The organism is Pedobacter sp., assembly GCF_035566355.1.
Taxonomy (GTDB): domain Bacteria; phylum Bacteroidota; class Bacteroidia; order Sphingobacteriales; family Sphingobacteriaceae; genus Pedobacter.
In genome coordinates, this window is the sequence record NZ_DATMRL010000113.1 from 1 (window position 1) to 15,515 (window position 15,515).

Consider the following 15,515-nt stretch of genomic DNA (forward strand, 5'->3'; position numbering starts at 1 on the left):
TGGCAAAGAAATTCATTTTGTAGGTATCGTTGCCGGACATTTTCAGGACAGATTAAGAGCCATTACCAAAAAGCATGGTATCGAAATTACCACCATTACTAAAGAACCAATATATAATTTACTTAACTACTATTCAAATTAAATAATATGAGCAAAATTGGAATAAACGGCTTTGGCCGTATCGGCAGACTGGTTTTCAGAGCTGCATTAAAAAGAGGATTAGATATTGTTGCCATCAACGATCTTGTTGAGCCGGATTATATGGCTTATATGTTAAAATATGATTCTACTCACGGACGTTTTGACGGAACTATTGAAGTAGAAAACGGACATTTAGTAGTTAACGGAAAAACCATCCGTATTACAGCAGAGAGAGATCCTGCAAACTTAAAATGGAATGAAGTTGGTGTAGAAACCGTAATTGAGTCTACTGGTTTATTTTTAACACGTGTTGACGCTGAAAAACATATTGCTGCTGGTGCTAAGAGAGTAGTTTTCTCTGCTCCTGCTAAAGACAGCGACATTCCAACTTATGTAATGGGTGTTAACCACCATAAATTAACGGCAGATCAAACTATCGTTTCTAACGCATCTTGTACAACAAACTGCTTGGCACCAATCGCTAAAGTATTAAATGATAATTTCGGTATCGTTGAAGGTTTAATGAGCACTATCCACGCGGTAACTGCAACGCAAAAAACAGTTGATGGTCCTTCTGCAAAAGACTGGAGAGGTGGCCGTGGTGGTTTCTCTAACATCATCCCTTCATCAACTGGTGCTGCTAAAGCAGTAGGAATGGTTCTTCCTGAATTAAAAGGAAAATTAACCGGTATGTCGTTCCGTGTACCTGTTGCAGATGTTTCTGTAGTAGATTTAACTGCACGTTTAGAAAAACCAGCTACTTACGAGCAAATCAAAGCGGCAATGAAAGCAGCTTCTGAAGGCGAGTTAAAAGGTGTGCTGGGCTATACAGACGAAGAAGTTGTTTCTTCTGACTTTATTGGTGATGACCATGCTTCGATCTTCGATGCAAAAGCTGGTATCTCCTTAAATGATAACTTTGTTAAAGTTGTTTCCTGGTATGATAACGAATGGGGCTATTCTTCTGCATTAGCGAAATTCGTAGAATATTACGGAAACTTAAAGTAAAACCCGTTCATACAGGTTTATATTTGGTTAGAAAAGGGATGTGCGTGGATGCGACATCCCTTTCTTTTTACCTTCATTTTATTCCACCAAATGCAGCAAAGCATCCGTTTTTATGCAATACTTCGGTATCCCTGAAACCAACTTTTTTCATTAAATCCAGTTGAAAATTAATAGATCGCGGTGTATCTTCCTTTTCTATATAATCAAATACCTTTTGTCTGTATTCCGCCCCCCCCAGTCCTTCAAGATATGCAGCGTACCTCTGAGTAAACAATTGATTTAAATGCACTGCATCGTGTACAATAAGGTCTGAAATCCAAAAACTTCCTCCAGGCTTAAGTGACTGGTACAGTTTTGAAAATACCCGTTCCCAGTCTGCATCTTCACGCAGGTGGTGCAACACTGCTGCCGCAAGTATAATATCAAAATGTTCTGCTGGAAATTCAGCCTCGAGTATATCCTGCTGCAAGATTTCCACCGTACCAGATGTTTCTGCCGAAACTCTTTCTTTTGCTTTATCCAGCATCGGTCTGCTCAAATCAACCAGTGTGCAATCCAGACCTGGGATTTTCGCCAGCATTTTCAGACTGTAGTTACCTGCTCCGCAGCCAATATCAAGTAGTGCTTTAGCATCTGGATTTACAAAAAGTGCAGCACTTGTAGTGAGTTCCAGAGTAACAGGCGCATCTATTGTAGTCTGTTGTCCGGTTTCCAGGTTAGAAAATCGCTCCACATCGTTATCAAAGCGTTCTCTGATCTCGTCTAAAGAAGATTTCTTACGGTCTTGATGATTCATATCTTTTCATTTTAATTTAACCAAAACTATCTTTATAATTGATAGTTTAAAAATATCAATTACTCCTATAAACGATACCCAACAGATATCAATGGAACTTAGACATTTACTTTACTTCAAAATGGTTGCCGAAGAACTTCATTTTAGAAAAGCGGCAGAAAAACTGTTCATTTCTCAGCCCCCGCTTAGCCGGCAGATTAAAGAGCTGGAAGAAGAACTGGGTGCACAGCTCTTTACCCGCAACAACAAGCGCGTTACACTGACCAGCGCCGGTATCTATTTCAAAAAAGAAGTAGAGGAGATTTTAACAAGGATCAATAAAACTAAAAACACCGTTAAACAGATCCACGACCACCTGAACGGAGAATTCAGGATAGGTTATATCAGCTCCACTTATCATCCCCTACTGATGGAGGTATTAAAAGAGATGCGGGTACATTTCCCCTACCTTTCTATACAGCTTTATGAACTTCCCACTCAGAAGCAAATTCATGCCCTGGAAGAAGGAAAACTGGATATAGGGATTATGCGCGCGCCTATAGCTTCAACACAACTTACCTTAAATACACTTTTTCATGATCCCTTCATCGCAGTCTTACCCGCGAATAGCCCTCAGTTTTCGTCTAATGCAGCACTTGGAAAATACCTGGCTGAAAAACCTTTTATATTTTTCAATCGTGATTATGCACCAGCCTATCATCAGAAGTTAGTTGAAATTTGCAATAGACTGGGTTTTAGTCCGCAACTCTCCCATGAGGCAAACAATGTTCATTCTATATTAAGACTGGTAGAAAGCGGAGCGGGTGTATCCATTCTGCCCCACTCCTTAAAAGAACATTATAAATACCTGCAAATAAACTTTGCCGACCTGAAAAATCTCTCTATCTACACAGAAGTTGTACTCGCATACAAGAACAACAACCATCAGGAAGCTTTACAATGGTTTATAAAAAGATACAACCCTACACCAAACAGGATTTAATCGAATATCCCATTAGAAATCGTCAGAATTTGTGGCTCTCCATCTGTAACCAGAATAGTATGCTCATGTTGGGCAACAAAGCCGCCCTTATTCCCCTTCAGTGTCCAACCATCTTCCTGTTCAACAGCATATGTTGACTTTGTAGAAATGAAAGTTTCTATGGCTACTGTAGAATTCTTCCGGAACCTCTCCGTATTGTATTTATCATAACAATTCAGGATCCCTTCAGGAGCCTCATGCAGACTTCTTCCAACACCATGCCCAGCCAGGTTTCTGATCACCGTATACCCTTGTTTTTTTGCTTCTGTTTCTATCAGCCTGCCAATTTCTGAAATTTTAACACCACCTCTTATTTTACCAATAGCCTTGTACAGAATTTCCTTAGAAGCATTAACCAGCCGCAAGTGATGATGAATATCCTCGCCAAGAACAAAAGAACCACCATTATCTGCCCAGAAACCATTCAGTTCAGCAGAAACATCTATATTGATTAAATCACCATCCAAAAGAATTTTCTCTTCCGAAGGGATACCATGTGCTGCTTCGTTATTTATGCTGATACAAGTCCATCCGGGAAAGTCATAAGTGAGTCTCGGTGCAGATTTAGCTCCAAAGCTTTCCAGTATATGCCCCCCAAAATCATCCAGTTCTTTTGTTGACATTCCGGGCTTAGCGAATTCTCGCATTTGTTTTAGTGTAGACGCTACAGCCTGACTTACCTCCTGCATTCCTATAAATTCTTCTTCTGTACTTACTGACATAAAATTTAATTTTAAGATGATCCGCAAAGTTACCAAAAATTGTCCAATACGCTCCGGAATCAACCTTTATTATGCGATCTCCTTGTCATTTTCATTTATATATCTATTTACCTTGATTACTTTAAATTTCCTAACACCTGTTGGCATTTCCCAGTCTACACGTGCTCCGCTGGTATATCCCAATAAAGCAATACCTATTGGCGCCAGCACCGAAAGTTTATTCAGCTTCATATTTGCCTCTTCAGGTATAACCAGATGAAAGGTAAATTCCTGGGCGGTTTCCTCATCCTGTATAGTAACTAAAGAATCCAGGACAATAGCATCCTCTGGCAAGTTATCCTTTGTAACAATCTTTGCAGACTTGAGTTCATGATGTAATTTATCCTTGTTGAAATCAGACAATCTGCTGCTTAATTTTAAGTGATTGGATAACAATTCGTATTCTTTTTTGGTAATGATCAATTGGTTATTTTCCATGATGATTGTTTTTAATATCTATCTGTAATGAATGAATTTCGCGGTCTATGTCAAACCGCATACTGCTTTCCGGCCCCAAGGGCTCATTCTATAATGAAAAACTAAAGGTTTGCGACAAAGAACAGGAGAGAAGAAATTCCCTTATGCATAAATCACCCGCAAAATTTTCCATGTATTTGCCCCAAACCTTGAAGCTAAATGGATTGGGGCTTAAACTAGAAAGTCTTTACTACTCTGCTGGAAAGAAAATCCAAAGGGAGAATGGGAACTATTTACACGTGCATAAGACAAATAGGCCCGCTGCGATTTGCAAGCGAAACACAATAAACTGTCTAAATAAGATGCACCTAATTTTTCCATTGAATCTTAATTGCGGCCATAATAAAGATCACCGCGTTTTAATAAAGATAGGGTAAATTAATAGAAAAACAAAACCATGGCTGCCACCCGCGGCTTAGAAGTATTTAAAGTTTGTTCAGGATCTTCGAAACCTCTACCTCTCCCGAATTGTTGAATTTTAACTTTTTATCCGCAGAATACAGATAGACTGAAGGGTATTTAGAAGGTGAAAACAGCGGTATAAATACATGATCCCGGTCTTGTAAAAGGGTTACGTTTTTTAATCCAATTAAAGATTTCGCATAATGTTCCATAAAGTAATTTATGGTCCTGAATTCATCCAGGGAAACCATATAAATATTGATTTTACTCAGTTCCTTTGTCTTTTTAGAAAGTTCCCCTGCTACCTTTTGACAATGCGGGCAAGTTGCATCAAAAAAAACAATCAATGATTGCTTTCCGGCTGGAATATTATTTTTTGTAAACCCTGTCTGACCGGAAGTATACAATTTAAAATCAGGCATGGTTGCTGGAACCTGAGCGGTAACACTAAAACAGAATACAGAACATATCAACACAAAAAACAAAGATTTCATAGACTTCATAAAATTCCCTTAAACAGGTTTAAAACATAAAGGTAAATATCGCATTCTAATTTAATTAACTGCAATGAATTCAGGATCATTTTTAATTATGACCACTGCGCAACAATCTCCGAACGTTTATACTCCTATTCCACCAGCGCTTCTTTACCGGAAAAACATCAATCATTTAAAACCTATTTAAACTGCAATTGTTTAATAAATAAAAATATTATTCTAAGCAACAAACAAAACACAAAATATCATCAACACAAACAACAAAAAAAATGAAAAGATTATTAATGGCATTTACAGCATTAGTTATGCTGACCTGCAGCGCTGCGATGGCACAAGACACAACCATGCACAAAAAAATGCATACCCAAAAAATGGGTAAAATGCATGATCACATTATGATGAAAGATGGAAAAATGTGGGTTATGAAAGATGGGAAACATATGGAAATGAAAGAAACCATGACACTCAAAAATGGAACTATGGTGATGACCGATGGCAGTGTAAAAATGGCCGATGGAAAAACTTCCATGATGAAAAATGGCGACATGATCAATATGGAGGGTAAAATGCACTCTATGAAAATGATGAAAAAACGCATGAAAACGATGAAAAAAGACAGTACCAGCGTGATGTAATAGGACGTTGTTTTCTGTGATTTTTGAATCGCTTAAATTTTAAATTGCTTAAAAAAAAGAATACATCTGCTCGAATGCTGCTTAAGCTTAAGCGGACTGAAAAAGTCCGCAAACCTTAAAAGGGATTCTCTGCAGATATATTCTTTTTTTCTGGGTGCTTAGCCCGATAAATGGCATAAAGCCCGGGTCACCTCCTTCCTCTGCAATTTGCTGCGGAAATTCTCGTACGCTGCGAAAAGACCTCAGAGATCTGCTGGTCTTCAGCCCGCCTGATATCGTTAGTCTTGAAGCAGTTGTACAGAATTTTCCGCACAATTCACTTCTTTAAATTATTTTGCCTGTTTTAAAACAACGGCACCTAAAGGAGGAATATCCATATTTATAGAGTATTCTCTGAAATGACAACCGACCTGCTCCGGCAGATAGGTTCCATCATTGACTTTCCCACTGCCAAAAAGTTCAACGGCGTCAGAATTAAAGATCTCCTTCCATTCTGCTTTAAAAGGCAAACCAACCCTATAATTTTCCCGGAACACAGGTGTCAGATTTAAGATGACAATCAGCGTGTCCTTAGCTTTCAATCCTTTTCTGATGTACACATAAACGGATTGTTGCGCGTCATCAGCATTGATCCATTCAAAACTTTCATAAGAATAGTTATTGGCATATAATGCTGGTTCTGTCCTGTACAAATGGTTGAGTGCCTTTACCGTATTCTGCATCCCCTTATGAGAATCATACTGCAATAAGTCCCAGTCCAGGGATTTGGTAAAATTCCATTCGCCGTTTTGTGCAATTTCATTGCCCATGAACAATAGTTTACTTCCCGGCTGGGTAAACATATAGGTATATAAAGTCCTCAGGTTCGCAAATTTCTGCCATTCATCGCCCGGCATTTTATAGATCATAGAAGATTTACCATGCACCACTTCATCGTGCGAAAAAGGCATCATGAATTTTTCGGAAAAAGCATAGGTAATGCTAAAAGTCAATTGATGATGATGGTATTTTCTGTTGATCGGATCATTCTTGAAATACTTGAGCGTGTCGTTCATCCAGCCCATCATCCACTTTAAACCAAAACCAAGCCCCCCTTCTGAAACTGGATGCGTAACCCCGGGAAACGTACTGCTTTCTTCAGCAATCGTCAGTACACCCTGGTAATTTCCGTACACCGCTTCATTCATATCTTTCAGGAACTGGATCGCGCCAAGATTGTCACTGCCCCCATACTCATTGGTACCTGCCTCTCCATCCTTCCTGGAAAAGTCAAAATACAACATAGAAGCCACTGCATCTACCCTGAGTCCATCTGCGTGATATTTATCCATCCAGAATAAGGCATTACTGATCAGAAAAGACCTGATCTCATTCCTGTCGTAATTAAAGATATAAGACTTCCAGTCCGGATGAAAACCTTTTCTCATATCTGCATGCTCATATAAATGCGTACCGTCAAATTTATACAGCCCATGTGCATCACCCGGAAAATGAGAAGGCACCCAGTCCAGGATCACAGCAATATTACTTTTATGAAGTTGCTCAATAAGATACATCAACTCCTGTGGTGTTCCATGTCGGGAACTTGCCGCAAAATACCCTGTGATCTGATATCCCCATGATGGGAAATAAGGATATTCCATAATAGGCATTAGCTCTACATGAGTAAAACCCATTTCAAGTATGTAAGGTACTAATGTATTCGCAATTTCCTTATAAGTCAGAATCCGATCGGGATCACTCGGATCCCTTTGCCAGGAGCCTAAATGCAATTCATAAACAGAAACAGGCTGGCTCAATGTATTTAATTTAGGCCGTTTGCTCAGCCAATTCTTATCCTTCCAGCTATAATCTGTATCCCAAACCACAGAAGCTGTACGTGGGGGATGCTCCCATCGGCTGGCGAAAGGATCTCCTTTTTCTATATCAATGCCGTCAAAACCCTTAATGGCGTATTTATAGACTTCACCTTTTCCTATTTCCGGAATAAATCCTTCCCAGATCCCTGAACTGTCCAGCCTTCGGTACAAGGGATGGGCTGTTTTGCTCCATTGGTTAAAATTACCCGTCACACCAACTTGCTGAGCATTAGGTGCCCAGACCGCAAAAAAAGTTCCCGGTGTCCCGTCAACCTCTATCAGATGAGCGCCTAATTTCTCATATAAGCGGAAATGCTTACCGGATATGAACAAGGATGTATCAAAATCTGTAAATAAACTATAGATCCAAACCGGGGTACTTTGCTTTTTAGAAACACTTTTTGAGGACTTGCTCATGATATCGGATTGAAACTGGGTTTATATAAGGTTATATGGTAAATATTCTAATATCGCCAAAATTCTTATTGGACTTAAAGCAAAGATGGCCACTTTCATCCAAGGTAAAATCGGTCAGCTCCCGGTCATCAATAATGATCCTTTTCACTTGAAACGGAATCCCAATGACCTGATAGCTGTACAACTCATAATTAGGCGTATACAGCCCATCTGTAGTTTGCTCTATCAGTAAAGATACAGCATCGCCCTTTACACTGAACTTCTTTTCTGAATAAATATCCTGTTCATACGCAAAAGTATCTCCATGGTCTTCAAAGAAGAAAGAATTTACCTCATAGTCACTATAATAAACGTTCAACATCACCTCATCAATATGCTTTTCACCAACATATTGCATCACTGGATATTCCGGTATTACAGATCCGGCCTTCACAAACAATGGCATACTTTCTATCGGAGCTGCAACATCATGTTCTTTTTCTCCTTCAAGCAATTCGTTAGTCCAGAAATTATACCACTTTCCTTTTGGCAGATAAACGATCCTGGATATAGCCCCTTGTTCTAAAACCGGACAAACCATAATCTTGTCGCCAAAAGTAAATTCATCCTGCCTGTAATGGTTAGTTATCTTATCCTGCTCCAGCATCACCAAAGGCCTCAAAATTGGGAAACCATAACGGTGGTGCTCCCAGAATACCGAATAAATATAAGGCATCAGTTTATACCTTAGTTCTATGAATTTTCTGTTGATGCTGGTAAAAGGTTCACCAAAGCTCCAGGGCTCTCTTTCAGAAGTATCACCGGCAGAGTGGGCCCGCATAAAGGGAGAGAAGGTTCCCATCTGTATCCACCGGGTAAACAATTCTCCGTCGGGTTCGCCGCTAAAACCGCCAATATCTGTTCCACAGAATGGAACTCCGGATACGGACATTCTCTGGCATTGAATATTTCCCATTTTTAAATGTTCCCATGTGGCCACATTATCACCGGTCCATACACAACCATAACGCTGCATACCCGAATAACCAGCCCTGGTGATCGTGAAAGGACGTTTATTACGCATCAGTTTCTTCAGTCCATCGTAGGTAGAACGAACCATCTGCATGCCATAAACATTATGGGCTTTTCGGTGCGATCCGCGGTAGCCATCAAAGTTATGCCTCACATCATTAGGAAAAGTTCCTGAACCAAAAACAGCAGGCTCATTCATATCATTCCAAACACCAGCCACGCCCATATCTACCAATTCTTTGTACAATCCACCCCACCATTCACGAACAGTAGGATTGGTAAAGTCAGGGAACTGGCAACGTCCAGGCCAGACATGTCCCTCCATAAAATAGTCATCACTCCTGCGGCAAAAGTAATTATTCTCTTTGCCTTCTTTAAATACCCAGTAATTATCATCCACTTTAATTCCCGGATCAATCATTACTACCGTTTTCATCCCAATATTTAGCAGCTCCTTGATCATTCTTTTGGGATCAGGGAAATACTTCTTATTCCAGGTGAAACAGCGGTAGCCATCCATATAATCAATATCCAGGTAAATAGCATCACATGGAATATCCCGGGAGCGGAACCCTTCGGCAATTTCTTTCACCTTACTTTCAGGATAATAACTCCAGCGGCACTGATGATAACCTAAAGCCCATTTTGGTGGCATCGGGTGTGTGCCGGTTAAGGTTTGATAGCGTTTCACTACATCCATCAAATGAGGGCCATGGATATAATAATACTGTAACTCACCACCATCTGCCCAAAAGCTTGTCTTGGAGACATCTTCCTTACCAAAGTCAAAATAGGAACGGAAAGTATTGTCGAAAAATATTCCATAGGCAGCCTGATCATGCAAGCCACTATAAAAAGGTATAGTTCTGTACAAAGGATCCTGATCCCATCCAAAGGAGTAGGCATCTGTGTTCCAGTTCTGAAAGTGCCTGCCTCTTAAATTTAAATTACCAGACTTATCTCCCAGGCCAAAAAAGTTCTCTTGGGGTAAACATTTTTTTGTAGCATACACATAGTAGCCGCCGAATTCAACATTTTCTTCCCAGTGCATAGGTGATTCGTCTTCGCTCATCACCATCTGCGAACTGTTTTCCACAAATGAAATCAGGAAATCTGACTTCCTGATGTTACAGGTAATCGTGTTCGTAGAGATAGAATAACGGTCTTCAAATTCCACCATCCCAAAAGTTGTAACCTTCTGATCTACAGTTTTTACTGCATAAGAAAAATCATCCAGAAAAACACCGTGCGGTGCAAGCCTTACGCGAATAATCTCATCGCTTACCACACGAACTTCGACCCTGGCATCGCCATCAGAGAAGAAAAATTTATTTCCTTCTGTAACCACTTTAGTTACAGATGAAAGGTATTTCTTTACTATAGGTTTAAGAACAGTTACCGGATTGTTTAAATGTTGGATGGTTTCTTCAACTATTTCCTGAATATTTTCGTTGTCTTTTATTTCTTTTCCTTGTTCGTTTCTTTCTTCCATGAAATCGTTTGTATAAAAATTGGAAATCCTGAGATCGTGTACTTTATACATCTAAAGTGTTAATTTTTATATTAAAAGCAAAGGATATTTAGATATATAATTAGCTTCATTTATTTGTATTTGACACTTTAACCAAGTTTTCTGATTTTTCTGATGTTCATTTTTGGGGCTTATTTAAAAGGAGGGCTTTGCAAAGTTGGAATGATGATCATAAAAAAAGCCCCGGTAAAAATACCGGGGCTTGTAAGAATAAGGGTAGTATCTAAAGATTAAAAGCATAGGCCACATAATATATCGCTCCTGCAGCCGGATTACCATAGGAGGTAATATAGTATTTGTTCAAAATATTTGACCCTCCGATTTTAATCATGGAGTTTACGGACCGTATCTTCAGATTAACCTGGGCATCCATCGTTCCAAAAGCAGGGACTTCTCCTGAAGAAAAAGAGGAGTTCCAATAAAAACTACCCTGCCAGCGATAGTTTACGTTAAAACCGATATTTTTAATGATTTCCTTATTTCCAAAGCCTAAATTATAACGGATTTCGGGCGTATTAAAATCATTGATATAATTAGCTGGAATATCGCCTATCTTATTATAGGATATATTACCACTCAGATTGTATTTACCCAAAAGATAATCTATTCCTAATGCTGCACCATACGAAGTTACCTTTCCAGTAGCATTCACGGGAACGCCAAATTTAGTAAAGGACCCTGCTCCGTTACTTTGATAAACATCTACTGAGGTAATAAAATCTTTATAAATATTATAGTAGGCATAGGCATCAATCAAAAATTTAGGCCCCAGCAAACCTTTATACCCGACTTCATATGCCTGAACACTTTCTGGCCTTACCCCTCTCGGATCAAAGGTATAAGGCACCAATAAAGCAGGATTAGGTGTCCCGGTTGCCGCGGAATTCAGAAATGCACGATAACTCACATCGGTAAAAGCCTGATTGGTAAACAAATTGTATTTATTGAGGATTTCCGGCAAACCACCAATTAATCTTTGTGATCCTCCACCAACAGATAAATCTATATACTGGTTCTGCGTAGTTGGATTCCGATACCCTGTCTGATAGGAGACCCGGATATTATTGTTTGGCGCCACAGTAAGTACGCCGGTAATTCTAGGAGTAAAACGACCGTCAAAATTCTTACTTTTATCATAGCGCCCTGAAAAGGTAAGCTTTAATTTATCGTCCAGAAATTTCTTACCCAACTGGGCAAAACTTCCGTATTCTTTGATGTCAAGGTCCCTGTTCAAATCATCAAATATAGTACCTGCAGACCGGAGCTGGAAAAGCCTGTAGGACGCACCAACCTGGAATTCTACCACATTATTAAAGGCATTGCTGAAGTTATACATACCCTCATAGTGGTATAAATTTGTTTTATCATCAAATTTAGCACCGTATTTACCTTTAGCAAAGTCTGTACTGGCGATGGTGGTGTTCATGATTTGATCTTTCGCCGTCTCAAATGCGGGTGAGCCTGGTTCGAATCGGCCCTGGTTAGCCGCTGCTCTGGCAGCAGCATTTGCAGCTGCGTCACTTGCGCCTTGTGCCTTGGCTCCGACATAAGTACCTACATATTGCGGAAACCATTGTGTAGAAGGTTTAGAGACCTCATTAATATAACTTCCTAAAATAGAAGAGATATAAGAATCACCTGAACGCTCCTGCGTGGTATAAGCCCTCACAAAGAAATCCTGTCCTTTCAATTCCAGTTTGTATTGGCCAATGCTAAAATTTCTCAAAGAATAACGGTCAGAACCTGTATATACAGATGTACCAGTTCCCCAGTTGGCTTGAGCGATAGCTTCTATGGTAGACGTAAATTTATAATGCAGTGCTCCGGAAATCTTTAGAGATTGTGTTTTATAATCTACCAGGTCCCGCTCATTATAACCTGTTCTGGACACATTCTGATTGGGCAGCAATCCTGGAGTATTCAGACCTGCAAAAAAGGGCTTCATTTGTGCATTGGTGCTTAAAAAGTTCGTTAGATAACCTTGAGTAACAGGATTAGCTTTAAAAGCCGCAATCTGAGCCGCTGTAGGATCGGTCTGCAAACCCAATGCCCCCTTCACAAAAGCAGAAGTTCCGGCATTCAAAACCGACTGTGCTACATTTCGCATGTTCTGGCTAACCTCGTCTCCATAAACATTCACCCCATCATAATTGGGATCTGAATTTCTGTCTCCCGGAATAACCGTCCTTGAAGCGCGGTTAAAATTATTATAATTATCCGCCTGCCAGTCCTGGGCTTGCAAAAAAGAGAAAGTCGCTTTGGCGGCAAATTTATTATTCCAGGCTTTAGCCACCCTTACATCCAACTGGTTAAATGGCTGAGTACTGCTGTTGTTGTCATTGACGTGGTTAATTCCCGACTTAAACTGAAAACTTGGTCCCTGATATTCAAAAGGACTTTTTGAAGTCATGAGCATTGTTCCGTTAATTCCTCCGGCTCCATATAAAGCCGAAGATGCTCCTGGCAAGAGCTCCACATTGTCTACGTCCAGGTCATTTATACCCACTATATTGCCCACCGAAAAATTTAATCCTGGCGCCTGATTATCCATACCGTCCACATATTGGTTGAACCTGTTGTTTCCATTGGAATTAAAACCCCTCGTATTAATGGATTTAAAAGTCAAACTCTGTGTACTTACTTCTACGCCTTTCATATTGCTCAGTGCATCATAAAAAGAAGGTGCCGGCAGCTCTTTAAGGGTGCTCTGTCCCATTCTTTCAATAGAGACAGGTGATTCCAAAATTCGCTCTGGTGTTCTTGAAGCTGAAATAACAACTTCCTGCCCCAATATTCCTGTCTGTTCGAGTTCTATGTTCAATCCTGCAGTATTACCTGTAATTAATTTTTCCACAGAAGCATACCCAATATAGGAAATAACTAAAGTAAGTGGTCTTTTTTCCGTGGTACTGAATGAAAATTTTCCGTTTTGATCTGTTGAAGTACCTGCTGTAGTTCCTTTAACAGTGATCCCCACACCCGGTATAGGTTCATGGCTGAGCTTATCTGTAACTGTTCCACTGATCGCAATGGATTGTGCCTGTACCGATAGCACAGCAGAGCAACAGACCAGAAGGATCAGCACAATTTTTGTAAAATTTCTTATCATACGCTGTAATTTAGATTTGGGTTTAACTTAGTGTATATAAATTTAACACAATTAATGAAACTAACAAATTCATTTTTAAGCCACATTAAGATTAGAAAATTTGGATAGGATGAAAATTGATCGAAGTTTTATTAAATTGCCTTAGAAAACTAAATGGATTGCTTGTTCCGACAGGACGATTTATTAACTAAACTGCAATGAATAAAGTTAAAGCTACCTTCTGTGTCGTCATCCCCCTTTTGTTAGTTTATATTTTCAACACCAAATTTGGCGCTGTCCCTCCTTTGCTTAAATTCCTGAATCCTTTTACCGGATTCTGGCAAAATGCGGAGCCCTCTGGTATTGGCCTGAACCATAAGGTTGTACTTAAAGGCACCCACGATCGTGTTGAAGTGGTCTTTGATGATCGGATGATCCCTCATATTTTTGCTAATAATGATTATGACGTTTATTACACTCAAGGTTATGTTACCGCTATGCACCGCTTATGGCAAATGGACTTCCAGACCCGCTTTGCTGCCGGCCGCTTATCGGAGGTGGTAGGTAGTAAAGCCATTGAGCTTGACCGTTATCAACGCCGCATGGGAATGGTTTACGGCGCTGAAAATTCTCTGAAAGGCATGATGCAGGATGCAAAATCAAAAGAGATGATGACCGCTTATACGGAAGGAATCAATGCCTACATCCATTCTCTTTCCAGGGCGAATTTGCCTTTGGAGTATAAAATACTGGATTTTGTGCCTGAAGACTGGACTCCTCTTAAGTGTGCTTTGCTTCTTAAACAAATGTCGGCCGTACTCGCGATGGGTTCCGACGAATTTTACATGTCGAATATCCTTAAAAAATATGGCCCTGAGGTAACTGGCAATCTCTTTCCAGATTATCCTTTCAGAGAAGACCCTATTATCCCTAAAGGCACAAAATGGGACTTTAAACCAATCCTGGTTCCAGCAGCCCCTTTGGCTTTTAACCAGATGGTTACCGGCGATATCAGGACGAAACAAAAAATAGATGGAATAGGCAGCAACAACTGGGCACTGTCTGGGGAAAAAACAGCTTCCGGTTCACCAATTCTGGAGAATGATCCGCACCTGGATCTAACCTTACCTTCAATCTGGTATCAAATACAATTACATGCTCCAGGTTTAAATGCCTATGGTGTTTCGCTTCCAGGAGCTCCTGGTATTACCATAGGATTTAATCAGCGCATTGCCTGGGGCGTAACCAATGTAGCAGCCGATGTACTGGACTTCTATCAAATTAAATTTAAAGACAATACCCACAAAGAATACTGGTATGACAATAAGTGGAACAAGACCACAGAAAGACTGGAGAAGATTAAGATCAGGGGCGGTCATACAGAAACAGATACCGTGATCTACACACATCATGGCCCGGTAGTTTATTTTCAAAAACCAGAGAAACTTTCCAGGGCAGATAATGTCCCTTTAGGTCATGCTTTGAGATGGATAGCCCATGAAAAGTCAAATGAACTCATGACTTTCTATTACCTGAACAGGGGGAAAAACTATAGCGACTACCGAAAAGCGCTGGCCTACTATACCGCTCCTGCACAGAATTTCATTTTTGCTTCAGCAGATAACGATATTGCTATTACACCAAATGGTAAATTTCCCTTAAAATGGAAAGACCAGGGAAAATTTATTCTCGATGGCAGTGATCCTAAAAGTGACTGGCAGGGCTGGATACCTGCATCCCAAAATCCGACAGTTAAAAATCCACCCCGTCATTTTGTTAGCTCTGCCAATCAGAGCTCTACCGATCAAACTTATCCATACTATATCAACTGGGAATTCAGCTCTTATGAACGAGGGAAGCGCATTAACGAT

At 40.1% G+C, this 15,515-nt stretch carries 11 protein-coding genes; 4 read left to right on the forward strand and 7 right to left on the reverse strand.

Annotation, left to right across the window (positions count from 1 at the left end; genetic code table 11):
• The first annotated feature begins 147 nt into the window (after positions 1–147).
• On the forward strand, positions 148–1,149 hold the full coding sequence (gene gap / locus VNZ46_RS04315) for a type I glyceraldehyde-3-phosphate dehydrogenase (RefSeq protein ID WP_325558886.1): 1,002 nt from the start codon (positions 148–150) through the stop codon (positions 1,147–1,149).
• Between the two features lie 73 nt (positions 1,150–1,222).
• On the opposite strand, the gene VNZ46_RS04320 is transcribed toward gap, so the two are convergent.
• The gene (locus VNZ46_RS04320; RefSeq protein ID WP_325558887.1) at positions 1,223–1,945 is read right to left on the reverse strand and encodes a class I SAM-dependent methyltransferase; all 723 of its coding nucleotides are present in this window, start codon (positions 1,943–1,945) and stop codon (positions 1,223–1,225) included.
• A gap of 91 nt (positions 1,946–2,036) precedes the next feature.
• Between VNZ46_RS04320 and VNZ46_RS04325 the strand changes: the two genes are divergently transcribed.
• Positions 2,037–2,927, forward strand: a complete 891-nt coding sequence (locus tag VNZ46_RS04325) for a LysR family transcriptional regulator (protein ID WP_325558888.1) — start codon at positions 2,037–2,039, stop codon at positions 2,925–2,927.
• On the opposite strand, the gene map is transcribed toward VNZ46_RS04325, so the two are convergent.
• The 3 genes from map to VNZ46_RS04340 all read right to left on the reverse strand — a co-directional run bounded on the left by map (position 2,924) and on the right by VNZ46_RS04340 (position 5,109).
• On the reverse strand, positions 2,924–3,688 hold the full coding sequence (gene map / locus VNZ46_RS04330; protein ID WP_325558889.1) for a type I methionyl aminopeptidase: 765 nt from the start codon (positions 3,686–3,688) through the stop codon (positions 2,924–2,926). The genes VNZ46_RS04325 and map overlap by 4 nt on opposite strands.
• A gap of 69 nt (positions 3,689–3,757) precedes the next feature.
• Positions 3,758–4,165: a GreA/GreB family elongation factor gene (locus tag VNZ46_RS04335; RefSeq protein ID WP_325558890.1), complete on the reverse strand. Its 408-nt coding sequence runs from the start codon at positions 4,163–4,165 to the stop codon at positions 3,758–3,760.
• Between the two features lie 464 nt (positions 4,166–4,629).
• On the reverse strand, positions 4,630–5,109 hold the full coding sequence (locus VNZ46_RS04340; protein WP_325558891.1) for a peroxiredoxin family protein: 480 nt from the start codon (positions 5,107–5,109) through the stop codon (positions 4,630–4,632).
• Between the two features lie 263 nt (positions 5,110–5,372).
• Here VNZ46_RS04340 and VNZ46_RS04345 point away from each other — a divergent pair, with 263 nt between their 5' ends.
• Complete coding sequence (locus VNZ46_RS04345; RefSeq protein ID WP_325558892.1) at positions 5,373–5,738, forward strand: DUF6799 domain-containing protein; 366 nt, start codon at positions 5,373–5,375, stop codon at positions 5,736–5,738.
• 329 nt (positions 5,739–6,067) lie between these two features.
• Here the strand turns inward: VNZ46_RS04345 and glgB are convergent, their stop codons facing one another.
• The 3 genes from glgB to VNZ46_RS04360 all read right to left on the reverse strand — a co-directional run bounded on the left by glgB (position 6,068) and on the right by VNZ46_RS04360 (position 13,665).
• Positions 6,068–8,014 (reverse strand): 1,4-alpha-glucan branching protein GlgB, encoded by a 1,947-nt coding sequence (glgB, locus tag VNZ46_RS04350; RefSeq protein ID WP_325558894.1) that lies wholly within the window; start codon positions 8,012–8,014, stop codon positions 6,068–6,070.
• Positions 8,015–8,045: 31 nt separating this feature from the next.
• A complete protein-coding gene (locus VNZ46_RS04355) occupies positions 8,046–10,517 on the reverse strand; it encodes a glycoside hydrolase family 31 protein (RefSeq protein ID WP_325558895.1) in 2,472 nt (823 codons plus the stop codon).
• Positions 10,518–10,779: 262 nt separating this feature from the next.
• The gene (locus VNZ46_RS04360; protein WP_325558897.1) at positions 10,780–13,665 is read right to left on the reverse strand and encodes a TonB-dependent receptor; all 2,886 of its coding nucleotides are present in this window, start codon (positions 13,663–13,665) and stop codon (positions 10,780–10,782) included.
• A 197-nt stretch (positions 13,666–13,862) separates the two neighbouring features.
• Here VNZ46_RS04360 and VNZ46_RS04365 point away from each other — a divergent pair.
• The coding region (locus VNZ46_RS04365) for a penicillin acylase family protein (RefSeq protein ID WP_325558898.1) at positions 13,863–15,515 on the forward strand (1,653 nt) is incomplete at its 3' end.